The organism is Pseudoroseicyclus sp. CXY001, from assembly GCF_041714655.1.
Taxonomy (GTDB): Bacteria; Pseudomonadota; Alphaproteobacteria; order Rhodobacterales; family Rhodobacteraceae; genus Pseudoroseicyclus_A.
The window spans coordinates 1,077,222-1,103,685 of sequence record NZ_CP168219.1 but is presented as its reverse complement, the minus strand read 5'-3'; the positions used below and the strand labels follow the sequence as shown (position 1 = coordinate 1,103,685).

Below are 26,464 nucleotides of genomic sequence, written 5' to 3'. Positions count from 1 at the left end.
CTTGCCTGATTCGCGCCAACGCGCATAGAAGGGCCAGCCCTTGAACCGAAAGGCCCCGCCCATGATGGACTGGGATAAGTTGCGCATCTTTCACGCGGTGGCCGATGCCGGCTCGCTGACGCATGCCGGCGACTCGCTCCATCTCAGCCAGTCCGCCGTGTCGCGGCAGATCCGGGCGCTGGAGGAATCGCTCAACACCACGCTCTTCCACCGCCATGCGCGGGGGCTGATCCTGACCGAGCAGGGCGAGCTTCTGTTCGAGGCGACGCGCGCCATGAACAAGCGGCTAGAGACCGCCGAGGCCCGCATCCGCGACAGCGAGGAGGAGGTGTTCGGCCAGCTCCGCGTCACCACGACGACGGGCTTCGGCACGCTCTGGCTGGCCCCGCGGCTGACGCAGCTCTACAAGAAATACCCCGAGATGAAGATCGACCTCATGCTCGAGGAACGCGTGCTCGACCTGCCGATGCGCGAGGCCGATGTGGCCATCCGCATGAAGGAGCCGAGCCAGGCGGATCTCATCCGCAAGAAGCTCATGTCGATCCGGATGCGGCTTTACGCCTCGCGCGAGTATCTCGACGAGCGCGGCGTGCCCGAGACGATCGAGGATATCGCCAACCACCGGCTGATCTCGCTCTCGCCCTCCTCGCCGCAGGTCTCGGCCGGCAAGATGCTGGTGCAGCAGCTCATGGCGCACGAGATGCCCTCGCTGCTGACGGTCAACAACTACTTCGGCGCGCTGCAGGCGGTGCTGAACGACCTCGGCATCGGCGTGCTGCCCGATTACGTGGTCGAGGATTTCCCGCATCTGGTGCGGGTGCTGCCGGACGTGGAATCGGGCGAGGTGCCCGTCTTCCTCGCCTATCCCGAGGAGCTCCGGCAATCGAAGCGCATCTCTGCCTTCCGCGACTTTGTGCAGGAAGAGGTGATCGCCCACCGGCGGCGGATGCGCGAGACGGTGGAGGGCCTTGCCGGCACCGATCAGACATCCACCACCGCTGGCGACTGACCGCGACCACTCGCCCCGAGATTGTGCAGGCTTGCAACAGGTGCATGGCCGCAATGTTGCTGCAGCTGCGAAAACCTCTTGCCCGGCCATGAGGGCACTTCTATCTGGATAGGTGAGGCGGGCGATCCGCTTGCGCATCCCCTCCTCATACCTCCCTGTTGGACTTCGCCGGGCTTCGTGCCCGGCGTTTTTTTTTGCTCCGTTTCACCTTGCGGGTGCGGGGTGGAAACGCGCGTTTCCAGCGCGACTCCCGGATTCGCCTACAAATTCCTGAAAATTCAGTTGGTTACAATTCTTCCGAATTCGGAACTGCGGTAACGACAGGCCGCTTGTTTCCGCAACGTCCGGCCGCGGGCGGCAATGGCCGCCTTTCGGATCCGGCTGAAACAGATGGAGGAACACCAATGCGACTGCTCATGGCGACGACCTCTCTTGTTTGTACGATGTCCCTCGTTCCCAACCTCTCCTTTGCCCAGGTGACGCTCGACACGGATGACGGTGTCGAGGCGGATGCCGACCTCGGCGATGTCACCGCGGATGTCGATCTCGGCGGCGGCGATGGCGCCGATATCGACGTCGGTGTCGGCGACGACGACGTGACCGCCGATGTCGAGACCGGCAACGGCAACGGCACCTCCGCCGATGTGGATGTCGGCAGCGACGACGAGGTCGAAGCCGATGTGAACGTCGGCGGCGATGACGGCGGCGTCGATGCCGATGTCTCCGTCGGCGGCTCGAGCGGGTCCGGTGGCTCCGGCGGCGACGGTGGTTCCGGCGGGTCCGGTGGGTCTGACGGCTCCGGCGGGTCGGGCTCGAACGGCGGATCCGGTGGGTCCGGCGGCTCCGGCGGCGACGGTGGCAGCGGCGACGGTGGCACCGGTGGCGACGGCACGGGTGGCGACGGCACGGGTGGCGACGGCACGGGTGGCGACGGCACGGGTGGCGACGGCACGGGCGGCACCGATGGCACGGGCGGCACCGATGGCACGGGCGGCACCGGCGACGACGGTACGGGCGGGACGGGCGGTACGGTGACCGGCGAGGTCGAACCGGCCTCCGCCATGTCCCTCGACGGCATGATCGGCACTGAGGTCTATTCCAGCGATTCCTACATGCTGGGCATGATCGAAAGCGCCCAGTCGGGCGACGGCACGGTCGGGCTGACGATCGACCTCAACGACTCGCTCGGCCTCGCGCCGGCCGAGGCGCTGGTCTGGGTCAGCCCGGGCACGGCGGCCGGCGAGCCGGTGCGCCTGCCGATGACCTACGCGGCCTTCACCAGCCAGATCGGCGGCTGAGGCCCTTCCCCCTTCGGCCGGGCCCCTCGGCCCGGCTCCCGGGCCGTCGCCACCTGCCTGGCGGCGGCCCGCTTCGCCTGATCCCCCGCCAGACCCCCGGCCGCCATTGCCTTTTGGCCCTACCCTTGGCAAACCGGCGGACGGCGATAGGGGAACCCAGGATGACACGGATCGACACCTGCTTCGAACGGCTGAACGCCGAGGGCAAGAAGGCCTTCGTCGCCTATGTCATGGCGGGCGACCCTGATTACGAGCGCTCGCGCGACATCATCCTGAAGCTCCCCGGCGCCGGGGTCGACATCATCGAGCTCGGCCTGCCCTTCACCGACCCGATGGCGGATGGCCCGACCATCCAGCGGGCCGGCCAGCGCGCGCTGGAGAACGGCCAGACGCTCGAGAAGACCCTGCAGATCGTCCGCGAGCTCCGCGCCGCCGACGATGCCACCCCGGTCGTGCTGATGGGCTACTACAACCCGATCTATTCCCGGGGGGTCGACCGCTTCCTCGCCGAGGCGAAGGAGGCCGGGATCGACGGGCTCATCATCGTCGACCTGCCGCCGGAGGAGGATGACGAGCTCTGCATCCCCGCCCAGAAGGCCGGGCTGAACTTCATCCGCCTCGCGACGCCCACGACGGACGACGCGCGCCTGCCGAAGGTGCTGCAGAACACCTCGGGCTTCGTCTATTACGTCTCGATCACCGGCATCACCGGCGCCGCCGCGGCGGAGGCCACGGATGTCGGCCCCGACGTGGCGCGCATCAAGGCGAAGACCGACCTGCCGGTCATCGTCGGCTTCGGCATCCGCTCGCCCGAGGCGGCGGAATCCATCGCCCGCGTGGCGGACGGCGCCGTGGTGGGCTCGGCCATCGTGTCGGAAATCGCGGCCGGCAAGAGCGCGGACGAGGTCGCGGCCTTCGTCGCCTCCCTCGCCGAGGGCGCGCACCGCGCCTGAGGGCCGGGCTAGCCCGCCGCCTGTGCCTTCGCCTGCGGCGCCAGAAGGCGCGCGATATCGGCCGCGGGGACCGGCCGACAGAGGAAGTAGCCCTGCCCGCAATCGCAATGGTGCTGGCGGAGGAACTCCAGCTCTTCCGCGTGCTCGATCCCCTCGGCGGTGACGTCGAGCGACAGCGATTGCGCCAGCGCCAGCACCCCCGAGACGATCTTGGAGTTCTGCGAGGCCTCGGCGATGTCGGTCACGAAGCTCCTGTCGATCTTGATGCGGCTGATGGGCAGCTGCGTGAGCGTCGACAGCGAGGAGGTGCCGGTGCCGAAATCATCGAGCGCGATCTTCACGCCCATCGCCGCAAGCTCGGCGATCACATTGCGGGCCTTGTTGAGGTCGCGCAGCACGGCACGCTCGGTGATCTCGATCTCGAGCCGCGAGCCGGGGAAGTCGTGCCGCCGCAGGATCGCCCCGATGCGCCGCGCCAGATCGGCGTTGGAAAACTGCGTCGGCGAGATGTTGAAGGACAGGCCCGCATCGGTCGGCCATTTGAGAAGTTCGGCGCAGGCCTTGTCGAGCAGCGACTCCGACAGCTTGTCGATCAGCCCGAGATCCTCGGCGAGCGGGATGAAGTGATCCGGCTGCACGAAGCCGCGGCGGGCATGCCGCCAGCGGGCCAGCACCTCGAAGGCGCGAATGTCGCCGGTCTGGATGTCGTAGATCGGCTGGAAGTAGGGCACGATGCCTTCCGTCTCCACCGCCTCCTTCAGATCGGCCTGCAATTGCGCCGTCTCGCGCAATTGCTCGCCAAGTTCCTGATCGTAATGGACGATATTGTCCCGCCCATTGGCCTTGGCCTTGTACATCGCCTGGTCGGCATTGCGCAGAAGCTCGGCGCCCGTCAGCCCCTCCTGCCATTGGGCGAGCCCGATGGAGGCGGAGATATGCGCCGTCCAGTCGCCGAAATCGAAGGGGCGCGAGATGGCGTTCAGCACCTTCTGGGCCATGAGCGCCGCGGCGCGCCCGTCCCCCTCGCTGACGAGGATCGCGAATTCGTCGCCGCCCATGCGCATCAGCTCGTCATGCGGGCCGCAGAGCGACTGCAGCCGCTCGGCCACGGCACGCAGGAGCTGGTCGCCGGCATGGTGGCCGCGCAGATCGTTGATCGGCTTGAACCTGTCGAGGTCGATCAGAAGCACCGTCATCTCGGTGCGCGCCGGATCGGCCCAGCCGTCCTGGCCGAGCTCGGCGATGGCGACGTTGAGAAAACGGCGGTTGTGAAGGCCCGTCAGCGGATCGTGGAGCGCGATCCGGCTGGCCTCCGCTTCGGCCTCGGCGCGGCGGGACAGGGCCCGTCGGAGCTGATTGTTCTGCCGCACGAGAAAGGCCGGCGCCAGAAGGCCGGCAATGAAGACGATGTTGATGAGTTCGTCGATCTCGAAATGTTCGACGTGGCGCGTGGCTTCGTAGAAGGCGTCGAACGCATCGCCCCGATGCGACAGGTAGTAAAGAGCGAGCCCAAGTCCCAGCAGGCCGAAGTTGAACGGATCACGAAAGAACTTGAACACCGATCTGGGCCCTCCTACAGCCCTGAAACAGAAACAGCCAACTAGCGAAAAAGTCGTAAACTCGCCTGTTTAAAGTAAAGGCAATCCTAACGAAACTTGGGCAGAGGCGAGGCCGTTTCGCGTCGCTTGCCGATGCATCCGCCCGCGACTAGGACTCCTTTCGAGGAAAGACCCGCGATGCCAGTGATCACCGAGATTGCCGATCTGAAGCGCCTGCACGAGAGACGCTCTCCGCGGATGTTTTACGATTACTGCGAAAGCGGCAGCTGGACGGAGCAGACCTTCCGCGAGAATACCAATGATTTCGCGCAATTACGCTTCCGCCAGAAAGTCGCGGTCGACATGTCGAACCGCTCGGTCGCCGGCAGAATGCTGGGGCGGGAGGTGGCGATGCCGGTGGCGCTCGCGCCTGTCGGCCTTATGGGCATGCAGAGGGCGGATGGCGAAATCAAGGCAGCCCGCGCCGCCAAGGCCTTCGGGGTGCCCTACACGCTCTCCACAATGTCGATCAGCTCGATCGAGGATGTGGCCGAACATGCCGGCCCGGGCTTCTGGTTCCAGCTCTATGTGATGACCGACGAGGCCTTCGTCGATGCCATCATCGAGCGGGCCAAGCGGGCGGGCTGCTCCGCCCTCGTCCTGACGCTCGACCTGCAGGCGCTCGGCCAGCGCCACAAGGATCTGAAGAACGACATGACCGCCCCGCCGCGGCTGACGCTGAAGAACCTTCTCAACATCGCCACGAAGCCCCGCTGGGCGCTGGAGATGCTGGGCACCCCGCGCCGCAGCTTCGGCAATATCGTCGGCCATGCGGAAGGCGTGACCGGCATGAACAACCTCATGCACTGGACGGCCGAGCAATTCGACCTGACGCTCGATTGGGAAAAGGTGCGGCGGATCAAGGACAAATGGGGCGGGCCCTTCGTGCTCAAGGGCATCCTCGATGCCGGCGACGCGCTGGCGGCGGCGGAGCTGGGTGCGGATGCGATCATCGTGTCGAACCACGGCGGGCGGCAGCTCGACGGGGCGCTCTCGTCGATCCGCATCCTGCCCTCGGTCGTGCGGGCGCTGGAGGGGCATCCCAACCGGCCGGAGATCTGGCTCGACAGCGGCATCCGCTCCGGCCAGGACATCCTCAAGGCCATCGCGCTCGGCGCCGACGCCACGATGATCGGCCGCGCCTATGTCTACGGGCTCGGCGCCATGGGCGAGGCCGGCGTGACCAAGGCGCTGGAAATCCTCAGGAAGGAGCTCGACCTATCCATGGCCTTCTGCGGCCATCGGCGGCTCGAGCAGGTGACGCGCGACATCCTGCTCGTGCCTCAGGATTTCGAGGGCCGCTGGGACAGACCGCTCGACCCCGCCCGCTGACGCCCCACAGCCCCCCCCCGCGCGAAAAGGCTGGCGGAGCCCCTGCCTGCCCCCTAGAGTTCGCTTGAGATTGCAATTCCGGAGCCCCCGATGGAGGTCACCTGCCGGCATCTGGCGCCGGAAGACGCCGCCGTTGTCGAAGACTGGTTCGCCGGCCGCGTGGAGCCGCTGCGGCGGAGCGGCGGGCGCTCGGTGCTGCTGCCCGCTCCCGGCAAGCCGGACAGGGCCTTGAAGATCAAGGGCGCGGGGCTCGCCGGCAGCGGCATCGGCTTCGGCACCTACCGCAGGACCGGCCCCCTGGCGCCGCTCTTCGATTTCGACGGCCGCATGATCGAGGATATCGGCCTCAGCCATGACGGGGCCTATGTCGGCGGCGCCTCGCTGCAGCAGGCCGCCACCGAATGGCGGGTGAGCCGCGAGCTGGCGGAGGCCGGCTTCGACGTGCTGCCCTGCCTCGGCTACGGCTCCGTCGTGAAGGACGGGCTGGCGAGCTGGTTCTCCGTCTTCGAGATCGACCCGGCCTGGCCCGAGACCGTCTTCCCGCCCCGCGGCGAGATGGCGGATTACCGCTACCTCTGCCGCGCAGAGAGCCGCCTGAAGCTCGAGATCCTGCAAAAGCTCAGCCTTTGCGGCTATTTCTTCGTTCTCAAGGGGCCGGGCAAGCGGGCGATCATCAAGGATGTCCACCCGTTCCGGCGGCTCGATCCGGTGAACCAGTCGCAGCTCTCCTGGGTGCTGCATGTGGCGCTCATCTTCCACATGAGCGCGATCCAGACGCATCTGAGCTGCCAGGCCCTGCCGGGCCGCCCGCCGCCCGGCGCGCCGCTCTGGTCGTTTCAGGGGATCCTCAAGGATGTCACCGCCGAGGATTGGGACCAGTTCCGCCACAAGATCCTGACCAAGCACATCCTGAAGCTTGCGCCCGATCACGAGCCGCTCGCGCTTCTCGACAAGCTCGCCGGCAACCGCATCACCGCCCGGCTGATGGAGCTTTGCCCGCCCGAGTATGCGCGGCACCGCTGAGGGCCCCTCCCCCCTTTTCAAGAGGGCCAATCCCCGCTATGGGAGCGCCTTCAACCGGCGCCTGATCACCCTTGGAGGCGGGCGCCTCGAACAGAAATGGAATATCCGATGGCTGGTGAGATCCCCGATCTGATCGCCACGGCACGCGCGGGGACAGGCAAGGGGGCCGCCCGCGAAGCTCGCCGCAATGGCGACGTGCCTGGCATTGTCTATGGTGGCGGCGCCGATCCGCTCCCGATCAACGTCAACTTCAACTACCTTCTGAAGAAGCTGCATGAAGGCCGCTTCCTCTCGACGCTCTTCAACCTGAAGGTCGAGGGCCAGGAGGATGTCCGCGTCATCTGCCGCGCCGTCGAGCGCGACGTGGTGAAGGACCTGCCGCGCCATGTCGATTTCATGCGCCTGCGCCGGACCTCCCGCGTCAACCTCTTCATCCCCGTCGAGTTCGTGAACCACAAGGACGCGCCGGGCATCAAGAAGGGCGGCGTGCTGACCGTCGTCCGCGCGGAAGTCGAGCTCAACGTCGTGGCCGGCGAGATCCCCGACCACATCACCGTTGACCTGACGGGCAAGGAAGTGGGCGACGTGATCCACATCCACGACATCGAGCTGCCGGGCGGCGCCAAGCCGACCATCGAGCGGAACTTCGTGATCGCCAACATCTCTGCCCCCTCGGGCCTGCGCGCCGCCGGCGGCGCTGACGCCGACGAGGCCGAGGCTGAGGACGAGGCCGAAGCCGCCGAGGAATGACCTCTGGCCTTCGGAACTGACACAAGCGCGGGGCCTTCGGGCCCCGCTGCCGTTTCCGGGCCCGGATTCCGGGCCGATTGCAGCCGCTGCGCGGCGCTCTGCTGCCTGGCGCTGGCGCTGGACAAGGGCCCCCGCTTCGGCATCGACAAGCCCGCCGGCACCCCCTGCCCCAACCTTTCCGGCCATGCCTGCGGCATCCATGAGCGGCTGGCGGAGGAGGGCTTCCCCGGCTGCGTCGCCTATGATTGCGGCGGGGCCGGCCAGCGCGTCGTGCAGGAGGTCTTCGCCGGGCGGAGCTGGCAGGCCGAGCCCGCCCTCACCGGCCCGATGATCCGCGCCTTTGCCGCGATGCGCGAGGTGCAGGCGCTGCACCAGCTCCTCCTCTCCGCCGCCGCCCTGACCCTGCCGGCGGCGCAGGAGGCGGAGCGGCTCGGCTGGCTCGCAGACCTCGCCCCGGCGCGGGAGTGGAGCCCGGCGGCGCTCGACGAGCTGGCGGCGGAGACGGCCCCGGCGATCCGCCGCTGGCTTCGTTCCCTCGCGGCCCATCTGGCGCCGCCCGGCGCGGCGTCGTAACCTATCCCCATGAAACTCTTCGCAGGCCTCGGCAATCCCGGCGCGAAATACGCGCGCAACCGGCACAACATCGGCTTCATGGCGGTGGACGAAATCGCCGCCGCCCACGGCTTCTCCCCCTGGCGCGCCCGCTTTCAGGGGCAGGTCAGCGAGGGCACACTCGGCGGCGAGAAGGTGCTGCTTTTGAAGCCCGAAACCTTCATGAACCTCTCCGGCCAGGCGGTCGGCGAGGCCCTGCGCTTCTACAAGCTCGCCCCCGCCGACCTCACCGTCTTTCATGACGAGATCGACCTCGCCCCCGGCAAGATCCGCCTCAAGCAGGGCGGCGGCCATGCGGGGCACAATGGCCTGCGCTCGATCCACGCCCATATCGGCGAGGCCTATGGCCGCGTGCGCATGGGCGTCGGCCATCCGGGCCGGAAGGAGGCCGTGCCGGGCTATGTGCTCCACGATTTCCCCAAGGCCGACGAAGAGTGGCTGGACGACATGATCCGCGGCTGCGCCGACGGGGCGGAGGCGCTGGCGAAGGGCGACGGCCCGGGCTTCCTCAATGCCGTGAACCGCCGGCTGAACCCCGCGCGGAACGGCTCGAAGGCGGAGGCGGAGGCCCCGCCCCCCGCGCCGAAGCCCGCCGCCAAGCCGCCCCCGAAGCCCAAGCCCCAGACCCCGTTCTGGCGATTGAAGAACCACTTCAAATGACCAAGGCCCCCTCGACCGCCCTCCTCGAAGCCTTTGAAATACAGGCCGGAGCCTGCGAAGCGCTCGGATCGCCCTTCATGGGGCGGCTCTGCCGGATCCTTCCCGAAATCCTGCCGCCGCCGCTCCTCGAGCGGCTGGAAAGCTTCGAGGGAGACCTCGGCCCCCGCGGCCATTCGATCCCCCTCCGGCTCTGCGGCGCGCTCCATGCGCTGCGCCTGCAGGACCGCGCCGGGCTGGCGGAGGTCTATCCGCCCGAGGCTCCCGATGACGCCGCGCTTGCGGCCGGTATCGCCCGGGCGCTCAAGGAAGAAGCGGATTTCATCCACGAGTTTATCCACAGCCCGCCGCAGACCAACGAAGTCCGCCGCTCTGTGGCCCTCCTGCCCGCCGCGGCGCTGCTCGCAGGCCGCCGCCCCCTGCCCTTCGTGCTGTCGGAGCTCGGCGCCTCCGCCGGGCTCAACCTGCACTTTCCCGACTATGCGGTCGAAACCCCGGGCGGGCTGATCGGCGCGGAGACGCCCGCGCTGACCCTCACGCCCACCTGGCATGGCGAGGCGCCGGAGCCGGCGCCGATTTCGCTCGCCGGGGCGGCGGGCGCCGACCTCTCGCCCATCGACCCGGTGGCGGACCGGCTGCGCCTCCTGTCCTACCTCTGGCCCGACCAGCCGGAGCGGAAGGCGCTGACGGAGGCCGCCCTCGCCCTGCCGCCCGTCACGGTGGACAAGGCCGATGCGGCGGACTGGCTCGAAGCGCGGCTCGCCACGCCGCATCCCGGGTGCTGGCACCTCGTCTACCACACCATCGCCTGGCAGTATTTCCCCGCCGCCGTTCAGGCCCGGGCCGAGGCGGCGATCCGCGCCGCCGGTGCCCGCGCCACGGCGGAGGCGCCGCTCGCCTGGCTCGGCATGGAGCAGGATGGCGGCTCCCCCGGCGCCGGCCTGAGGCTGCGCATCTGGCCGGAGGGGGAGGATATCGCCCTCGCCCGCGTCGATTTCCATGGGCGCTGGATCGACTGGTCCCCCCGCCCTATCTGAAGACCAGAGGAAGGGGGGCCGCGATGGAGATGGACTTTCCGCTGAACGTGCTCGGAGAGGCGCTGCGCCCCTGTTCGAGCGCCCCGGTCACCGGGTTCTTCCGCGACGGGAGCTGCAATACCTGCGAGGAGGACATGGGCTCGCACACGGTCTGCGCCGTGATGAACCCCGAATTCCTCGCCTATTCCAAATATGTGGGCAACGACCTCTCGACGCCCCGGCCGGAATTCGGCTTCGCCGGCCTAAAGCCGGGCGACCGCTGGTGCCTTTGCGCCAGCCGCTTCCTGCAGGCCCATGACGAGGGCTGCGCGCCGGAGGTCGAGCTCGCCGCGACCCACCGCCGCGCGCTGGAGATCGTGCCCCTCGCGGTGCTCGAACTCCACGCGGCGGTCTAGAAGGCGGCCGGACCGACCGCGCCCGGAGGTCAGGCGATCTCGACGCCGAGGTGCTTGGCCACGGTGAAGATATCCTTGTCGCCCCGGCCGCACATGTTCATGCAGATCAGCGTCTCCGGCGGCAGCTCGGGGGCGATCTTCATGACATGGGCGAGCGCGTGGGAGGGCTCGAGCGCCGGGATGATCCCCTCGAGCTCGGTGCAGAGCTTGAACGCCTCCAGCGCCTCCTTGTCGGTGATCGAGACGTACTCGGCACGGCCGATGTCATGCAGCCAGGCGTGCTCCGGCCCGATGCCCGGATAGTCGAGCCCGGCGGAGATCGAGAAGCCCTCGAGGATCTGCCCGTCGTCGTCCTGCAGAAGATAGGTCCGGTTGCCGTGCAGCACGCCCGGGCGCCCGCCGGTCAGCGAGGCGCAATGCTCCATGCGGTCGTCGACGCCCTTGCCGCCGGCCTCCACCCCAATGATCCGCACGGAGGGGTCATCGAGGAAGGGGAAGAAGAGCCCCATGGCGTTCGAGCCCCCGCCGATGGCGGCGGTGATGATGTCGGGCAGGCGGCCCTCCGCCTTCAGCATCTGGGCCTTCGCCTCCTTGCCGATGATCGACTGGAAGTCGCGGACCATCGCCGGATAGGGATGCGGGCCGGCCACCGTGCCGATGCAATAGAACGTGTCGCGCACGTTGGTGACCCAGTCGCGCAGCGCGTCGTTCATGGCATCCTTGAGCGTGCCGCGGCCGGAGGTGACGGGGATCACCTCGGCGCCGAGCAGCTTCATGCGGAAGACGTTGGGCTTCTGCCGCTCGACGTCATGCGCGCCCATGTAGACCACGCATTTCAGCCCGAACTTGGCGCAGACTGTCGCCGTGGCGACGCCGTGCTGGCCGGCTCCCGTCTCGGCGATGATGCGGCTCTTGCCCATCCGCCGGGCGAGGAGGATCTGGCCGAGCACGTTGTTGATCTTGTGGGCGCCGGTGTGGTTCAGCTCGTCGCGCTTGAAATAGACCTTTGCGCCGCCGAGGTGCTTGGTCATGCGGTCGGCATAATAGAGCGGCGAGGGGCGGCCGACGTAATGCTCCCACAGATCGTCCATCTCGGCCCAGAAGCTCTCGTCCGTCTTCGCGAATTCGTACTGCTCCTCCAGATCGAGGATCAGCGGCATCAGCGTTTCGGAGACGAAGCGGCCGCCGAAAATGCCGAAACGGCCCGTCTCGTCAGGGCCTTGCGTGAAGGAATTGATGCGATCGTCGGGCATGGGAGGCCTCCTTGAGGGGCGGACTGGCGCCAGCGGGCACCCTAGAGCGCCGGCTGCCCATCGGCAAGGCGGGCGCTAGCTCTTGGCGGCCTTCTCGGCCTTCTCGGCGGCGGCGGCCTTCGCGGCCGCCTCCCGCTCGCGGCGCTCGGCCCGGGCGAGCGCCTTCTCTTCCCGCCCCCGCCGCCAAATGGCCAGACGGTAGCGCAGGCGGTTGGCCACCGTATTGCTGGTGCCCATCAGGCTCAGGACCATGCCGCGCATGATCGCCGGCACGTCGCGGCCGGAATTGGCGGGCTCGAAGCCCTGCGCGTGCAGCCATTCCGCCAGTTCGGGGCCGATCGAGGCGGCGTAGCGCACGATCTGGTCGCTCGATTCGAACATCACCGGCCCCTCCTTGGGGGCCGGGAAACGCTGGCCGATGACCTTCTCGATCCAGGCGATCTCGCCGGCATTCTCCTCGAAGACCGGCACCAGGATCTCCGGCGACAGGCGGATCGGGTTGCGCCCGAAGCCGTACATGAGGTTCACCAGCCGGTTCTGCGCCTGGTTCTCGGCCCCGCGGATCGGGTTCGGCCCGTCGGCATGGCGGAAGGCATAGAAGACCGCCGCCCCCTCGGCTGTCAGCGAGGGGTTGGAGAGGCCGGTCTTGGGCTTCAGCGCCGCGGGGTCGAGCCCGGCGCGGCGGACGAAATCGTTGACGACATCGCCCTCCTCGTAGGTCGCCGGGTCGAAGAGCGACAGATCGGCAGGGGCCCCGGCCTCGCGCATGACATTGAGCCAGCCCTGAAAGCGGAAGCGGTAGCGCGGATAGAGCCGGGCGATGTCGAACTCGCGAAAGCCCGCCTGCACGCGCTGCCCGAAGTCGGATGCCATGAAGCCGCCCGGGTCGCGCACATAGCCGATGGCCTCCACCCGGCCGACACGGCGCTTCAGATGCGACACCATCTGCGGCCGCCAGTTGCCGCCCGGAAAGGTCGAGAGCTCCTCGCCGGAGATCACCACGTCCTTCGGGGCCGCCTCTTCCAGCGCCCGCTCGATGCGGGCCAGCGCCGCCGCCCGCTCCGCCGGCCAGTCGGCCTTGTCGTCGCTCTCGTAGAAATGCCGGGGGGCCTTCTCCAGATAGGCGAGCTTCAACGGGATCGAGTGGTTCGGGTAGCCGAGGTCGAGATAGCGCGTCCGCCCGTCGTCGAAGCCGTCGAGGCGGTTCTGCAGCGTCGTCGTGCCGGTCTTGTGCATCCCCAGATGCAGGATGACGCGGCGCGTCATGGCGCTCCTGCCCCGGCCGCGCCAGCCTCGGCGGCCGCCACGGCGCGGGCGAAGGCGGCGATGAGCGCCGGGTCCTTGTGGCCCGGCGCCGACTCGACCCCGGAGGAGACATCGACCTGCCGCGCGCCCGTCAGCCTTATGGCCTCGGCGACGTTCTCGACCCGCAGGCCGCCGGCCAGCATCCACGGCACCGGCCAGCGCCGCCCGGCGATCAGCCGCCAGTCGAAGGGCACGCCATTGCCGCCGGGGAGCACGGCCCCCTTGGGCGCGCGCGCATCGATCAGAAGCTGGTCGGCCACGGCGGCATGAGCGTCGATCAGCGGCAGATCCTCCGGCCCGGCGATGCCGAGCGCCTTCATCACCGGCAGGCCGAACCGGGCACGGACCTCGGCGACCCGCTCGGGGCTCTCGTCTCCATGAAGCTGGATCATGTCGAGCGGCGCGATGGCCAGCGTCTCGCCGAGAAGCTCATCGGAGGGCGCCACGAAGAGCCCGACCTTCATCCGGCCGAAGGGCACATCGGCGGCAAGCGCCGCGGCCTCGGCGGGACTGACGCAGCGCGGCGAACGGGGGAAGAAGTTGAAGCCGAAGTAGGCCGCCCCGGCTTCGGCGGAGGCGGCAATCTCGGCGGGCCTCTTCAGCCCGCATATCTTCAACCTGATACTCATAGGTCCGGGGACTTAGGGGATGGCGCCGCCCATTGGCAAGGCGCCTATTCGAGCAGCGCCAGAACCTCGTCCTTGCCCTCGTGCTTCTCGGTCTTGAGCCGCCCGACCTCCTGCCGGAGCTGGGCGACCTCGCGGGCCCGGCGGCGCGATTCCGCCCGGTGACGCGCCTCGCGGATCCACTCCCAGAGAAAGCCGATGAGCAGCCCGGCGGCGACGCCGAGGAATATCACCACGAAGAGGGGCAGTTCGACATCGGGCGAGACGCCGATGAGGTCGCTCAACCCCTCGGGCATGGCGCGCAGCGTGACCATGCCCCGGTTGGCGATGCCGATGGCGATGAGGCACAGGGCAACGATGCCCCAGAAGGCGATCCGGATCGTTCTCATGGCCCTAACCTACTTGCCGTTCAGGCGGTCGCGCAACAGCTTGCCCGTCTTGAAGAAGGGGACGAACTTCTCGTCGACCGCAACCGCCTCCCCCGTACGCGGGTTTCGCCCGGTGCGCGAGTCGCGCTTCTTCACGGAAAAGGCACCGAAGCCGCGAAGCTCGACGCGATCACCGCCCGCGAGGGCCTCGGTGATCTGCTCGAAGATCGTGTTCACGATCTTTTCGACGTCGCGTTGATAGAGGTGGGGGTTCTCGTCGGCAATCTTCTGGATCAGCTCGGAGCGGATCATGACGGGCCTCCCTCGGACCAACGGAGTGACGGTTCTTCTTGTTCTGGGCTCCGACTATAGGCGCAAACACCCGAGGCGAAAATAGCGGCCACGCCGCGTCACGGCCCTTTCCACGGACAAAAGCGCCCTTGGGGAAGTTTTCGCCCGGCGAAGACCGGGCAAACCGGCGCTTTCGCCGATGCTGCAGTGCGGTAATCCGCCGCCCGATTCGGGGGCGGTGGCGGAGCGCTGGACGGCAAGGCAAGCCCGCGCTAATATAAGTGTAATCTAATACTCTATGGAGGGACTCATGGATTTCGCAAGGCAGCTCGGCGACGTTGAACGGTCGGTCAACACGTTGGAAATAGACGGGAAGGCGGCGGGGGCCGTCGTCCTCTCCCGCCGGTTCGGCACGTCTGCGGGCGACCTCTGGGAGGTGCTGACGGACCCAGAACGCATCCCCCGCTGGTTCGCGCCGGTCTCCGGCGAGCTCAAGGAGGGCGGCCGGTTTCAGGTCGAGGGCAATGCCGGCGGCCAGATCCTGACCTGCACCCCGCCCCGCAAGCTGGAGCTCACCTGGGAGATGCAGGGCGACGTGAGCTGGGTGACCCTGGAGCTGGAGGAGGTCTCGTCGGAAGAGACCGCCTTCACGCTCGTTCACACCGCGCATGTCAGCCCCTTCTGGGATCAGTTCGGCCCCGGCGCGGTCGGCGTCGGCTGGGACGGTGCGCTCCTCGGCCTCGCCCTGCATGTGGCCGAGCCGGAGGCGGAAAAGCCCGATGCGATGACCTTCCACGAGACGCCCGAGGGCCGCGCCTTTCTCGAAGGCGCCGCCGCGCGCTGGGGGACGGCCGACGAGGCCGCGGGCGCGAGTCCGGAGGATGCCAACCGGCGCGCCGCCGCCACGCGCGCCTTCTACCTCGGCGAAACGCCTCCGGGCGCCTGATGGGCGCGTTCGACATCCTGGGCGATCCGGTCCGCCGCCGGATCCTGGAGCTGCTCTCCGGCGGCGAGCGCAGTTCCGGCGAGATCACCGAGGCGATCCGCGCCGAGTTCGGCATCACCCAGGCCGCCGTCTCGCAGCATCTGCGGGTGCTGCGGGAGGGCGGCTTCGCTTCCGTCACCCCAGAGGGCACTCGCCGCATCTACGCACTCGACCCCGCCCCCCTGAGCGAGGTCGACGCCTGGCTCTCGCGCTTCCGCGCCTTCTGGGAGCCGAAGCTGATGGCCATCGAGACCGAAGTCGCGCGCGGCAAGAAGGCGCGGAAGGGCTAGAGGGCGGCGAGCCGGTCTGCGGCCTCGCGTCGCGACAGGCGCCGCTATCTCACAAAGGGAATTTTAGTGGGATAACGCCCCAACAAAAAACCCCGCGCCGTTACCGGCGCGGGGCTGATCTTGCGGCGAGGCCCGGAGGCCCCTGCCTTACTCGTCGTCGTCACCGCCGCGGAGGGCCGCGCCGAGGATGTCGCCGAGCGAGGCGCCGCTGTCGGAGGAGCCGTACTGCTCGACCGCTTCCTTCTCTTCCGCGATCTCGCGTGCCTTGATCGACAGGCCGAGCTTGCGGGTCTTGCTGTCGACCTGCGTCACGCGCACGTCGACCTTGTCACCCGGCTGGAAGCGCTCGGGGCGCTGCTCGGAGCGGTCGCGCGACAGATCGGAGCGGCGGATGAAGGACTTCATGCCCTCGTATTCCACCTCGATGCCGCCATCCTCGATCTTGGTGACGGCAACCGTCACGATCGAGCCGCGCTTCACGCCGCCGATGGCCTCCGCGAAGGGATCGTCGCCGAGGTCCTTGATGGAGAGCGAGATGCGCTCCTTCTCGACATCGACTTCCGAGACCTTGGCCTTGACCACGTCACCCTTGCGATATTCCTGGATGGCCTGCTCGCCGCGCTGATCCCAGCTGAGGTCGGACAGGTGAACCATGCCGTCGATATCGCCCGGCAGACCGATGAAGAGGCCGAATTCGGTGATGTTCTTCACCTCGCCCTCGACCTCGGTGCCCGCCGGATGCGTCTCGGCGAAGACTTCCCACGGGTTGCGCTGGGTCTGCTTCAGGCCGAGCGACACGCGCCGCTTGGCGCTGTCGATCTCCAGCACCATGACGTCCACCTCCTGCGAGGTGGAGACGATCTTGCCGGGGTGCACGTTCTTCTTCGTCCAGGACATTTCCGAGACGTGGACGAGCCCCTCGACCCCCGGTTCCAGCTCCACGAAGGCGCCGTAATCGGTGATGTTGGTGACGCGGCCGGCATGCACGGAGCCGAGCGGGAACTTGGCTTCGACCGTATCCCACGGGTCGGCCTGAAGCTGCTTCATGCCGAGCGAGATGCGGTGCGTCTCCTTGTTGATCTTGATGACCTGGACCTTCACCGTCTCGCCGATCGACAGGATCTCGGAGGGGTGGTTGACGCGCCGCCAGGCCATGTCGGTGACATGGAGGAGGCCGTCGACACCGCCGAGATCGACGAAGGCGCCGTATTCGGTGATGTTCTTCACCACACCGTCGACCGCCTGGCCTTCGGTGAGGTTCGAGATCACCTCGGCGCGCTGTTCGGCGCGGGATTCTTCCAGAATGGCGCGGCGCGAGACGACGATATTGCCGCGGCGACGGTCCATCTTGAGGATCTGGAAGGGCTGCTTGAGGCCCATGAGCGGGCCGGCGTCGCGCACGGGGCGCACATCGACCTGGGAGCCGGGCAGGAAGGCCACGGCGCCGCCGAGATCGACGGTGAAGCCACCCTTGACGCGGCCGAAGATCGCGCCTTCGACGCGCTCTTCATCGGCATAGGCCTTCTCGAGCCGGTCCCACGCCTCTTCACGGCGGGCCATCTCGCGCGAGATGACGGCTTCGCCGCGGGCGTTCTCGACCTGGCGGAGATAGACCTCGACCTCGTCACCCACGGTGATCGTCGGGGCCTCGCCGGGATTCGCGAATTCCTTGAGATCGACGCGGCCTTCCATCTTGTAGCCGACATCGATGATGGCCTGTCCCGCCTCGACGGCGATGACCCGGCCCTTGACGACACTGCCTTCGTTCGGCGTGTCCATTTCGAGGCTTTCGTTCAGGAGGGCCTCGAACTCCTCCATGGATGCGTTCTGCGCCATATGGCTAATCAGGTTCCTTTTGGTCGTTGCTGGCCGCGCGGTTGTCTCCGCGGGTCTTGATGTGGATTGGCCGGGCGGATGAGCTGGCCGGGGCGTAAACAAAAAGGGTCGGTAGGCCCGACCCTGCTCACACCCCGCCCGCGGCTGTCCCGCCGCTTCGGCAGCGCCCATATAGGGGCGTGAGGCCCCGGGAGCAAGGGAAATAAGCCCCGGGCGGCGGCCGGGCGGGCCCGCGGTGCCGGGCCCAGCGGCCCCGTCGCCTGCCCCGTCGCGAAGCCAGCAGGGCCCGTTGACAGAAGAGCCCCACCATGGCCAATGTTGATATCAACCCTATAGGAGAGGTCATGTCCGGTTCTGCAATGATTACCGCCGGTTGGGTGATCTCGGGCCTCTATGCGGCCTTCATGCTCTTTGCCTCGGCGATGCCGAAGCTCTTCATGGATGTCGGCGCGAAATCGATGGCCGATCTCGGCTTGCCGACGGCGCCGGTCCTGCTGATCGGCATCCTGGAGGTCGTGCTGACGCTCCTCTACCTCTTCCCGCCGACGGCGCTTCTCGGGGCGGTGCTGACCATGGGGCTTCTCGGCGGCGCGATGGCCACGCAGATGCAGGCCGGCTCGCAGCTCTACTCGCATGTGCTCTTCAGCATCTACCTCGGCATCGCGCTCTGGCTGGGGCTCTGGCTGCGCGATCCGTCGATCCGGGCGGTCTTCCCCTTTTCGGGCGCCTGAGACGCGGAAACGCGCCCCGCCGGGATGGCGGGGCGCGTCGGCTGCGGAGCGGGGATCTGGAGCGTCAGGCGGCGCGGGCGTGCGGCGCGGCGCGGCCCTGCGTGATCTGGAACTGCCCCACCAGCGAGGCCAGCCGGTCGGCATCCGCATAGAGCGTGTGCGCGGCGGCGGTGCTTTCCTCAACCATGGCGGCGTTCTGCTGGGTGACCTGATCGAGCGAGGTGACGCCGGTGTTGATCTCGTCCAGAGAATTGGCCTGCTCCACCGTGCCGGCGGCGATGCCGGTGACCAGCTCGGAGATATGGCTCACCCGCTCGACGATCGAGTTCAGCGCCTCGCCCGCCTTGCCGACCAGCGTCACGCCCTCGCCGACCTGCGCCGTCGAGCCGGAGATCAGGTCCTTGATCTCCTTGGCGGCGTCGGAGGTGCGCTGCGCCAGAACCCGGACCTCGGAGGCGACGACGGCGAAGCCCTTGCCCGCCTCGCCGGCCCGCGCCGCCTCGACGCCCGCGTTGAGCGCGAGGAGGTTGGTCTGGAAGGCGATGTCGTCGATCACGCCGATGATCTGGCTGATCTGCTCGGAGCTCTTCTCGATCTTGGTCATCGCCGAGACGGCACTCTGCACGACCTGGCCGGAATGCTCGGCATGGCTGCGCGCATCGGTGACGATGCCCTCGACCTCGCGCGAGCCGTCGGCGGCGGCGCGGACGGAGGCGGTGAGCTCGTCGAGCGCGGCGGCGGTTTCCTCCAGCGTCGCCGCCTGGTTCTCCGTCCGGCGGGAGAGATCGTCGGACGAGGCGGAGACGGAGCCGATGCCCTCGCGGATCGAGCTGGCGGCGCCGTAGACCTGGCTGATGGCGGCGGAGAGCCGCTCCAGCGCCCGGTTGAAATCGGCGCGGAGCTGTTCGTATTCGTGGCCGAAAGGCTGGTCGATCCGGTGGGTGAGGTCGCCATCGGCGAGGGCGGTCAGGCCGCGGCCGAGCCGCTCCACCACCCGCGCCTGCTCGCCCCGCGCGCGGTCGCGCTCGGCCTCGGCCTGGCGCGCGGCGAGGAGCTTGGTGTGCAGGAGCTGCACCGAGCGGGCGATCTCGCCGACCTCGTCATGCCGCTCGGTCATGCGGATGTCGCAATCCTCCTTGCCGTCCGACACGCAGTTGACGGCGGTGGCCATGCGGCGGAGCGGATTGCCGATCATCCGGCGCGTGATCTCGGCGCTGATGGCGACGAGGGCCAGGAAGACACCGGCGACGATCAGAAGGGTGACCTGCCGCTGCGCGGCAATCTCGCCCAGAAGCGCGTCGGGCGACCAGGCGACGTTGATGACGCCGGTCGGGGTGACATCATTGCCGAAGAAGATCGGCTGGGAGACCAGGAAGCCGTCCCCGGCGACAACGGTCTCGCCGGTGCGGAGAGCCTCTTCGGCCATCCGGTCCATCTGGGCCTCGGTCTCGGCGGAGACGGTGCCCCGCTCCTCGAGCACCTGGCCGTCCATGCCGTTGATCTCGAGATGCACGAACTGCTCGCCGGCGCGCTTGATGTGCTCGTCCATCGCCGCGGCGATGGCCTCGGCATTGGCGAAGCGCACATGGCCGGCCATGGAGGTCGCGTCGGTCTGCACGACTTCGAGTGCCAGGCGCGCGAGGCTTTCCTTGGCGAGCCGGGTCGTCTCGGCGGTCGACAGGACGACCAGCAGCACGGCGGTGATGGCCGCCGTCAGTGCCGTCAGACCGGCCGATTTGATGAAAACAGAGCCCGTGAGAAACCGCAGGCCGCCTCGTGTCTGTTCCAATTTACTGACCTTTCATGCGTCACAGCCGGCGCGGCGCCGCCCCCCGGCGGCCGCTGGGGCGGGCCAGAGGCCCGCCCTGCCGTCATTGAAGAACGGTGGCATCCACCCCGAAGGTGATGGCGCCGATCGGTTCACCCGTGGCCGGGTCGTTGATGGGGAAGGAGACCTGGACCGAATAGGCCTGGGCGCTCTCGTCGAATTCCACCTCGCTGAGGTGGAAGGCATCGGCGCCGGCGCCAAAGCTCTCCTGGAACTTCGCCTCGTCGCCCTGCCAATAGTCGGAGGTCACGCCGCTGCTCGCGACGTTCAGCCCCTGGGCGTCCATCAGGAAGATCTCGGTATAGATGCCGTTCGAGCCCTCGATCATCTCGCGCAGCTGCGCGGAGAGGGCCGAGCCGGTCACGGAGTTGATCAGCTCGGCATCGGCGCGGCCGATCTCGGCGGCCCATTGCCGGTCGAGGGCGGCGATATCGTCGGCCGTATAGCCATGGGTCTGGGCATTCTGGGCGGCGACCGCGTCGAGCACCGCCGCGCTGGTGATCAGCGGATAGACCGTCTCGGTGTAGAAGGCCTGCGTCTCGGCGTTCATTTCGGTCGCCTGCGCGACGGAGCCGGCGCCGAGAAGGGCCGTGCCGAGGGCAGCGGAAAGGAGGGTGCGATTGATCATGTGCGTCCTGTCGGTCAGGGGCGGGGGCCCCGGTTGCGAGGTTGACCGCGCCGGGATAGCCGACAGGTGCTGACAGAAGATGAACGGGCGCGGCCCGACCACCGCGAGACGCGGCCCGGCCGCGCCCGGCGCGGCCGGGGGCGGCGAAGGGCCGCCGCGCCTAGATGCGGAAGAAGCGCTGCGCCAGCCGCGGGCCGATGCCGCGGAACCGCAGGGGCGCATCGGCGGCGGCGAGGCAGATGCAGGTCTCGCCGGGCTCGGCGACGGGCTGGTGACCGTCGTCATCCTCCTCGACCGCGACATCGCCGGCGCCGTAGCGCCCGCCCGCGTCGCGGTAAGCCCCTTGCAGGACGAGCGTCAGCTCGAGCCCGCCATGCCCGTGCTCCGGCATCGCCGCGCCCGGCGGGATCGACAGGAGCCGGACGGAGCCGGCCGCCTCGTCCTCGAGGATGCATTGCTTCGCGCCGCCGGTCAGGCTCCGCCAGCGCGGCGCCCGCCCGCCCAGTGCCGCGACCACGGGCGCCGGGAAGGGGCCGTCGCGGCGGGGCGCCTGCGGAGCCGCATGAGACGGCGCCTCGTCCGCAAGCGCGCCGAGGAGACGGCTGCGCAGATCGGGCGAGAGGGCGGCGGCGCCGACCTCTTCCAGCACCGCACCGCCGGCGGCCTCATGCGCGCCGAGCCGGGCGCGGCATTCGTCGCAGAGCGAGACATGCGCGGCCACGACCAGCTCGAAGGCATAGCCGAGGCTGCCGCCGGCATAGGCCGCGAGGATCGCCTCGGGCAGGTGATGCGAGATCGGGCCGGGCATCGGGCCGGGCGCGGAGGGGCTCACGGAAGAGGTCACGGGCGGGCTCACGGGCGGAGGTCCTTCAGTTCGTGCCGCAGCCGCTCGAGCGCGAGCCGGATGCGGGATTTGATGGTGCCGAGCGGCAGGCCGGTCTCGGCATGAATCTCGCGGTGGGTGAGATCGCCGAGATAGGCGCTCTCGATCACCGCGCGCTGCTCGGGAGAGAGGGCGCGGAGCGCGGCGCGCAGGGCCTCGCTCTCTTCCGCGAGCGCCAGCATGTCGCCGGCCGAGCCCTCGTCCGGCGCATCCGCCTCGGCGGCGCTGACCAGAAGCTCGGGCTCGGGCCGCCGGTTGCGGCGGGCGATGTCGATCTGCCGGTTGCGGGCGATGCGGAAGATCCAGGCAGAGACCGGGGCGCGCGCCGGATCGTATTGATCGGCCTTGCGCCAGATCGTCAGCATGACGTCCTGCACGATATCCTCGGCCAGGGCGGCGGAGGCGCCGCCCCGCATCGCCATCGCCTTCAGGCGCGGCGCGTAATGGTCGAAGAGCTTGCCGAAGGCCGCCCGGTCGCGACGGTCGCGGACGGCGAGCATCTGCAGCGTCTGTTCCGCAAGGGGCGGCACGCCCGCCCGATCGTCCGTCACGCTCACATCCCCGCCCGCATGGCTCGCCCCCGGGCGCCGCCGGGGCGCCTTGGTCAATGTCGCAGGACGGGCGGTCTCGATCAACATGCCAGGGATACGCAAGGCCCCCCGCCCCGGATCACTTCCGCGCCACCGCCCCCTCGCTTTCTTGCAAGTACTCCGGGGGAGTGGGGGCTGGCCCCACACCCTCGCTGTCCGTCGGGCACCGGACGTCCGTGCCGCGGCCGTCTGGCCCTGCCCCGCCCTGCCCCGAGTGATCCACACCGGCGCGCGCCCCGTATCTCCTGCAATCCACCGAAGAGGACCTGCATGTCATTCGACTTCGCGCCGACCCGCCCCCAGAAGATCGCCATCGTCGGCGGGGGCATATCCGGCCTCGCGGCCGCCTGGCTGCTCGCCCCCTCGCACCGCGTCACGCTTTTCGAGGCCGAGCCGCGCCTCGGCGGCCATGCGCGGACGGTGATCGCCGGCAAGCGCGGCGACCAGCCGGTCGACACAGGCTTCATCGTCTTCAACTACGCGACCTATCCGCATCTGACGCGGATGTTCCACGAGCTCGGCGTGCCGGTGGCGAAGAGCGACATGAGCTTCGGCGCGACGATCGACGGCGGCCGGGTGGAATACGGGCTGCGGGACCTCTCTGCCCTCTCCGGCCAGCGCGCCAACCTCCTGCGCCCGGGCTTCCTGCGGATGCTGCGTGACATCTTCCGCTTCAATTCCGGGGCGGAGGCGGCGGCGCGCGAGGGGCAGAGCATCGGCGAATTGATGGACGCCCTCCGGCTCGGCCCCTGGTTCGAACGCTATTACCTTCTGCCCCTCTGCGGGGCGATCTGGTCGACCCCGCCGGCGCGGATCCGCGATTATCCGGCGCTGGCGCTCCTCGCCTTCTTCCGCAACCACGCGCTCCTCTCCGCCAGCGGACAGCACCAATGGTGGACGGTGGATGGCGGCTCGGTGGAATATGTCCGCCGGCTCGAGGCGCATCTCGCCGCCACCGGCGCGACGCTCCGCCGCGGCGCCCCCGTCGCCTCCGTCACCCGGCATCCGGGCCGGGGCATCAGCCTGCGCCCCGTCGGCGGCGAGGCGGAGCATTACGACCAGGTGATCCTCGCCTGCCATTCCGATCAGGCGTTGGCGCTGCTGACCGACCCGTCCGAGGCCGAGCGGCAGGCGCTCTCGGCCGTCCGCTATCAGGACAATCACGCCGTCCTTCACGCCGATGAAGGCCAGATGCCCAGGCGTCGGACCTGCTGGTCGTCCTGGGTCTACCAGTCTGAAGGCGCCGCCGAGCAACCGCGCATCGGCGTCACCTACTGGATGAACCGCCTGCAGAATATCCCCCAGGACGATCCGCTCTTCGTGTCGCTCAACCCCGTCCGCCCCGTGCGGCAGGAGGCGATCTATGACGAGGTGACCTACCGCCATCCGGTCTTCGATGCCGGGGCGCTCGCGGCGCAGCAGCGGCTGAAGGCGATGCAGGGCGAGCGCGGCACCTTCTATGCCGGCGCCTGGATGCGGCACGGCTTCCACGAGGACGGGTTCGCCAGCGCCGTGCGCGTCGCCGAGGCCATGGCCCCCCAGCTCGCCCCGCAAATGGCGCTCGCATGAGGCCCCAAGGCATGAGACCGGAGTTCGTCGATGCGGTGACGACCCATGCGCGGGAGGGGCGCGTTTCCCATGCCTTCCGCACCCGCGTGCCCTTCGTGCTTATCTCGCTCGAGGCCGGAACGCCGGGGCCTACCCTCTTCTCCCGCCGCCGGGGCTTCGCCGCCGTGCGCGACATCGACCACGGCGGCCAGCGCGGCGCCGGGCGCGGCGCGCCCTGGGCGCGCGAGGCCTTCGCCTCGCACGGGCTGGTGATCGGCGAGGACGAGCGGCTCCTCCTCCTCGCGCAGCCGCGGCTGATGGGGATGGGGTTCAACCCCGTGAGCTTCTGGCTGGCGCTGCGCGGCGACAACCTGATCGCGGTGATCGCCGAGGTGAACAACACCTTCGGCGATCGGCATTCCTACCTCGTCGCGAAGTCCGGCTTCGCGCCGATCCTGCGTTCCGACCGGCTCAAGGCCGAGAAGGTCTTTCACGTCTCGCCCTTCCGCGAGATCGCGGGGGAGTACACCTTCGGCTTCGACATCTCGGAGGAGCGCATCGGCATCCTCATCACCCATGAGGACGGCGCCGAGCGGCTGCATGCGACGCTCTTCGGCCGCCGCCGGCCGATGACCAACGGCGCGCTCCTCTCGGCGGGCCTGCGCCTGCCGCTCGGGGGGCTGCGCACCGGGGCGCTGATCTACTGGCAGGCGCTGCGGCTCAAGGCCAAGGGCGCCCGCTACCGGCCGCGCCCCCTGCCCCCCAAGGAGGAACTGACATGATCCGCCGCCCCCCCGGCGCCCCCACCCGCTTCCTCGCCGCCTGCGAGGCGGTGGAGGCCGGCCAGCTCAACGTCACCCTGCCCGGCGGGCAGGAGCGGCACTACGGCAGCGGCCCGCGCGCGGCGCATCTGGAGCTCAACGACTGGGCCGCCGCGCCGCCGCTCCTCTCGCAGCGGCCCGATCTGCTGGCGGAGAGCTTCGCCCGCGGCCTCTGGCATTCGCCGGAGCCCGAGGCGCTCGCCCGGCTCTTCGCCGAGAACCGGGCGGCCTTTCCTTTGCGCCCCGGCCCGCTGGCCTCAGGCCCGCTCCGCGCTTTGCAGAGATGTCCGGCGGGGCTGCATCCGGGGCCCGGCCGGGGCCGCGGTGCCCCCCTGCCCGGCAACGAGTTCTTCCAGCTCTTCCTCGATCCGGGGATGAGCTTCACCGCGGCGCTCTTCCAGCCCGGCGATGACGACCTCGGCCGCGCCCAGTCACGGAAGTACGACCGGGTGCTCGACCGGATCGGCGGCGCGCCGCGGCTGCTCGACATGTCCTGCGGCTGGGGCGGGCTTCTGGAGCGGGCCGCCGCGCGCGGTCTCCGGGCCACCGGCCTCGCCGAGCATCCCGCCCAGGCCTCCTTCACCGACGCGCGGCTCGACGGGCGGGCCGAGGTACGGCTGGCCGCCAGGGGCGCGCCGGGCCGGTACGGCGGCATCGCGGCCATAGAGCCGGCGGGCTCCGCCGCCCTGCCCCGGCTCCTCGCCGAGATGCGCGCGCGGCTGGCCGATGGCGGCCGGGCGCTTCTGCAATCCGTCACCCACGGGCCGGAGGAGGAGGCGCGGCTCACCGGCCTCGCCGTGCTCGCCGGGCTCGCCCCCGGCCAGCGCTTCGCCTTCGGCGCCGATTACGCGCGGACGCTGCGCCACTGGTCGGCGCGGCTGGAGGCCGCCCGCCCCCGTGCCCTGGCGCTCGGCTTCGGCGAAGACATGCTGCGCCGCTGGCGCTGGCAGTTCGACTCCGCGGCCGCCGCCTTTGCGCTCGGCCAGCGGCAGGTCGTGCAGATCGAGCTGACCCATGCCGGCGAGGCGGGACGATGAGCACGGATCTCTCCGGCCAGACCTGGTGGATCGTCGGCGCCTCCTCCGGTCTCGGCGCGGCGCTGGCCGAGGCGCTCGACAAGCGCGGCTGCCGGCTGATCCTCTCTGCCCGGAGGGAGGAGGCGCTGGCCGAGATCGCGGGCAAATGCCGCGACGCGACCGTGCTGCCGATGGATGTGAGCGACCCTGCGAGCATCCATGCGGCGGTGGAGAAAGCCGGGGCGCCGGATGCGCTTCTCTATTCCGTCGGCCTCTACGACCCGATGTCGGCGAAGGACTGGGACGCGGAGCAGGCCGAGACCATGGTCGACGCCAACTTCCTCGGCGCGCTCCGCCTGATCGGCCGGGCGCTGCCGGCGATGCTGGCCCGCCGCTCGGGGCGGCTCGTCCTGGTCGGCTCGCTCTCCGCCTTTCGCGGCCTGCCGGGCGCCATCGGCTATTCGGCCCCGAAGGCGGCGCTTCTGAGCCTCGCCGAAAGCATGCGCTCCGACCTGCGGGGGACAGACCTCAAGGTGCAGATCGCCAACCCCGGCTTCATCCGCACCCGGCTGACAGACAAGAACGACTTCTCCATGCCGCAGATCATGGAGCCGGAGGAGGCCGCGGCCCAGGTGATGCGCCTGATCGACAGCGGCCGCTTCCGCCGCGACTTCCCCGCGCCCTTCGCCTGGCTCTTCCGCTGGAGCGCCCTCATCCCCTATCGGCTCTGGGACCGGCTCATGTGAGCCCCCCGGGGTTCCAACCGGGGCCGCGACGGAACGACGACAGGGCGCGGATTTT

The 26,464-nt window shown here is 69.2% G+C and carries 28 protein-coding genes; 17 read left to right on the top strand and 11 right to left on the bottom strand.

What is annotated here, in order from left to right:
- Window positions 1-64: 64 nt before the first annotated feature.
- From ACAZ03_RS05485 to trpA, 3 genes are all read left to right on the top strand, one after another.
- Complete coding sequence (locus ACAZ03_RS05485; RefSeq protein WP_373357048.1) at window positions 65-1,009, top strand: LysR family transcriptional regulator; 945 nt, start codon at window positions 65-67, stop codon at window positions 1,007-1,009.
- 443 nt (window positions 1,010-1,452) lie between these two features.
- Window positions 1,453-2,307, top strand: coding sequence for a hypothetical protein (locus tag ACAZ03_RS05480; protein ID WP_373356386.1), 855 nt, complete (start codon window positions 1,453-1,455; stop codon window positions 2,305-2,307).
- 161 nt (window positions 2,308-2,468) lie between these two features.
- The gene (gene trpA, locus ACAZ03_RS05475; RefSeq protein ID WP_373356385.1) at window positions 2,469-3,260 is read left to right on the top strand and encodes a tryptophan synthase subunit alpha; all 792 of its coding nucleotides are present in this window, start codon (window positions 2,469-2,471) and stop codon (window positions 3,258-3,260) included.
- Between the two features lie 8 nt (window positions 3,261-3,268).
- Here the strand turns inward: trpA and ACAZ03_RS05470 are convergent, their stop codons facing one another.
- The gene (locus ACAZ03_RS05470) at window positions 3,269-4,819 is read right to left on the bottom strand and encodes a putative bifunctional diguanylate cyclase/phosphodiesterase (protein WP_373356384.1); all 1,551 of its coding nucleotides are present in this window, start codon (window positions 4,817-4,819) and stop codon (window positions 3,269-3,271) included.
- Between the two features lie 177 nt (window positions 4,820-4,996).
- Between ACAZ03_RS05470 and ACAZ03_RS05465 the strand changes: the two genes are divergently transcribed.
- From ACAZ03_RS05465 to ACAZ03_RS05435, 7 genes are all read left to right on the top strand, one after another.
- Window positions 4,997-6,190, top strand: a complete 1,194-nt coding sequence (locus ACAZ03_RS05465) for an L-lactate dehydrogenase (protein ID WP_373356383.1) — start codon at window positions 4,997-4,999, stop codon at window positions 6,188-6,190.
- A 90-nt stretch (window positions 6,191-6,280) separates the two neighbouring features.
- Complete coding sequence (locus tag ACAZ03_RS05460) at window positions 6,281-7,213, top strand: hypothetical protein (protein ID WP_373356382.1); 933 nt, start codon at window positions 6,281-6,283, stop codon at window positions 7,211-7,213.
- 108 nt (window positions 7,214-7,321) lie between these two features.
- A complete protein-coding gene (locus tag ACAZ03_RS05455) occupies window positions 7,322-7,963 on the top strand; it encodes a 50S ribosomal protein L25/general stress protein Ctc (RefSeq protein ID WP_373356381.1) in 642 nt (213 codons plus the stop codon).
- Between the two features lie 270 nt (window positions 7,964-8,233).
- Window positions 8,234-8,536, top strand: a complete 303-nt coding sequence (locus ACAZ03_RS05450; RefSeq protein WP_373356380.1) for a hypothetical protein — start codon at window positions 8,234-8,236, stop codon at window positions 8,534-8,536.
- A gap of 9 nt (window positions 8,537-8,545) precedes the next feature.
- Window positions 8,546-9,235, top strand: coding sequence for an aminoacyl-tRNA hydrolase (gene pth / locus ACAZ03_RS05445; protein WP_373356379.1), 690 nt, complete (start codon window positions 8,546-8,548; stop codon window positions 9,233-9,235).
- Window positions 9,232-10,269, top strand: a complete 1,038-nt coding sequence (locus ACAZ03_RS05440) for a DUF2332 domain-containing protein (protein ID WP_373356378.1) — start codon at window positions 9,232-9,234, stop codon at window positions 10,267-10,269. Before pth ends, ACAZ03_RS05440 begins: the two co-directional genes overlap by 4 nt.
- A gap of 23 nt (window positions 10,270-10,292) precedes the next feature.
- Window positions 10,293-10,664: a DUF2237 family protein gene (locus ACAZ03_RS05435; RefSeq protein ID WP_373356377.1), complete on the top strand. Its 372-nt coding sequence runs from the start codon at window positions 10,293-10,295 to the stop codon at window positions 10,662-10,664.
- A gap of 29 nt (window positions 10,665-10,693) precedes the next feature.
- Here the strand turns inward: ACAZ03_RS05435 and trpB are convergent, their stop codons facing one another.
- From trpB to ihfB, 5 genes are all read right to left on the bottom strand, one after another.
- Window positions 10,694-11,917, bottom strand: coding sequence for a tryptophan synthase subunit beta (gene trpB, locus ACAZ03_RS05430; protein ID WP_373356376.1), 1,224 nt, complete (start codon window positions 11,915-11,917; stop codon window positions 10,694-10,696).
- A gap of 75 nt (window positions 11,918-11,992) precedes the next feature.
- A complete protein-coding gene (locus tag ACAZ03_RS05425; protein WP_373356375.1) occupies window positions 11,993-13,183 on the bottom strand; it encodes a hypothetical protein in 1,191 nt (396 codons plus the stop codon).
- The gene (locus ACAZ03_RS05420; protein WP_373356374.1) at window positions 13,180-13,851 is read right to left on the bottom strand and encodes a phosphoribosylanthranilate isomerase; all 672 of its coding nucleotides are present in this window, start codon (window positions 13,849-13,851) and stop codon (window positions 13,180-13,182) included. Before ACAZ03_RS05420 ends, ACAZ03_RS05425 begins: the two co-directional genes overlap by 4 nt.
- Before the next feature lie 44 nt (window positions 13,852-13,895).
- On the bottom strand, window positions 13,896-14,237 hold the full coding sequence (locus ACAZ03_RS05415; protein ID WP_373356373.1) for a lipopolysaccharide assembly protein LapA domain-containing protein: 342 nt from the start codon (window positions 14,235-14,237) through the stop codon (window positions 13,896-13,898).
- 9 nt (window positions 14,238-14,246) lie between these two features.
- Window positions 14,247-14,528 (bottom strand): integration host factor subunit beta, encoded by a 282-nt coding sequence (gene ihfB, locus ACAZ03_RS05410; RefSeq protein WP_373356372.1) that lies wholly within the window; start codon window positions 14,526-14,528, stop codon window positions 14,247-14,249.
- A 289-nt stretch (window positions 14,529-14,817) separates the two neighbouring features.
- Here ihfB and ACAZ03_RS05405 point away from each other — a divergent pair, with 289 nt between their 5' ends.
- Both ACAZ03_RS05405 and ACAZ03_RS05400 read left to right on the top strand, forming a co-directional pair.
- Window positions 14,818-15,453, top strand: coding sequence for an SRPBCC domain-containing protein (locus ACAZ03_RS05405; protein WP_373356370.1), 636 nt, complete (start codon window positions 14,818-14,820; stop codon window positions 15,451-15,453).
- Complete coding sequence (locus tag ACAZ03_RS05400) at window positions 15,453-15,782, top strand: ArsR/SmtB family transcription factor (protein ID WP_373356369.1); 330 nt, start codon at window positions 15,453-15,455, stop codon at window positions 15,780-15,782. The genes ACAZ03_RS05405 and ACAZ03_RS05400 overlap by 1 nt, the downstream gene beginning before the upstream one ends.
- 147 nt (window positions 15,783-15,929) lie before the next feature.
- On the opposite strand, the gene rpsA is transcribed toward ACAZ03_RS05400, so the two are convergent.
- Window positions 15,930-17,618, bottom strand: a complete 1,689-nt coding sequence (gene rpsA / locus ACAZ03_RS05395; protein ID WP_373356368.1) for a 30S ribosomal protein S1 — start codon at window positions 17,616-17,618, stop codon at window positions 15,930-15,932.
- Between the two features lie 344 nt (window positions 17,619-17,962).
- Here rpsA and ACAZ03_RS05390 point away from each other — a divergent pair, with 344 nt between their 5' ends.
- Window positions 17,963-18,349 carry a DoxX family protein gene (locus tag ACAZ03_RS05390; RefSeq protein ID WP_373356367.1) on the top strand — a complete coding sequence of 129 codons (387 nt, stop codon included), beginning with the start codon at window positions 17,963-17,965 and terminating at the stop codon, window positions 18,347-18,349.
- A 64-nt stretch (window positions 18,350-18,413) separates the two neighbouring features.
- Here ACAZ03_RS05390 and ACAZ03_RS05385 read toward each other — a convergent pair whose 3' ends face one another.
- The 4 genes from ACAZ03_RS05385 to ACAZ03_RS05370 form a co-directional block, all read right to left on the bottom strand.
- Window positions 18,414-20,138: a methyl-accepting chemotaxis protein gene (locus tag ACAZ03_RS05385; protein ID WP_373356366.1), complete on the bottom strand. Its 1,725-nt coding sequence runs from the start codon at window positions 20,136-20,138 to the stop codon at window positions 18,414-18,416.
- An 82-nt stretch (window positions 20,139-20,220) separates the two neighbouring features.
- Entirely contained in the window at window positions 20,221-20,805 is a 585-nt protein-coding gene (locus ACAZ03_RS05380) for a PDC sensor domain-containing protein (RefSeq protein WP_373356365.1), read from the bottom strand.
- Window positions 20,806-20,965: 160 nt separating this feature from the next.
- Window positions 20,966-21,613 carry a ChrR family anti-sigma-E factor gene (locus ACAZ03_RS05375; protein WP_373357047.1) on the bottom strand — a complete coding sequence of 216 codons (648 nt, stop codon included), beginning with the start codon at window positions 21,611-21,613 and terminating at the stop codon, window positions 20,966-20,968.
- Window positions 21,614-21,657: 44 nt separating this feature from the next.
- On the bottom strand, window positions 21,658-22,188 hold the full coding sequence (locus ACAZ03_RS05370) for a sigma-70 family RNA polymerase sigma factor (RefSeq protein WP_373357046.1): 531 nt from the start codon (window positions 22,186-22,188) through the stop codon (window positions 21,658-21,660).
- Between the two features lie 360 nt (window positions 22,189-22,548).
- Between ACAZ03_RS05370 and ACAZ03_RS05365 the strand changes: the two genes are divergently transcribed.
- Genes ACAZ03_RS05365 through ACAZ03_RS05350 form a run of 4 tightly spaced genes read left to right on the top strand, consistent with a single transcriptional unit; the run spans window position 22,549 to window position 26,409 of the window.
- Window positions 22,549-23,847, top strand: coding sequence for an NAD(P)/FAD-dependent oxidoreductase (locus ACAZ03_RS05365; RefSeq protein ID WP_373356364.1), 1,299 nt, complete (start codon window positions 22,549-22,551; stop codon window positions 23,845-23,847).
- 11 nt (window positions 23,848-23,858) lie between these two features.
- On the top strand, window positions 23,859-24,608 hold the full coding sequence (locus ACAZ03_RS05360; RefSeq protein ID WP_373356363.1) for a DUF1365 domain-containing protein: 750 nt from the start codon (window positions 23,859-23,861) through the stop codon (window positions 24,606-24,608).
- Window positions 24,605-25,684, top strand: coding sequence for a class I SAM-dependent methyltransferase (locus tag ACAZ03_RS05355; protein ID WP_373356362.1), 1,080 nt, complete (start codon window positions 24,605-24,607; stop codon window positions 25,682-25,684). Before ACAZ03_RS05360 ends, ACAZ03_RS05355 begins: the two co-directional genes overlap by 4 nt.
- Complete coding sequence (locus ACAZ03_RS05350) at window positions 25,681-26,409, top strand: SDR family NAD(P)-dependent oxidoreductase (protein WP_373356361.1); 729 nt, start codon at window positions 25,681-25,683, stop codon at window positions 26,407-26,409. The genes ACAZ03_RS05355 and ACAZ03_RS05350 overlap by 4 nt, the downstream gene beginning before the upstream one ends.
- The last annotated feature ends 55 nt before the right edge of the window (window positions 26,410-26,464 follow it).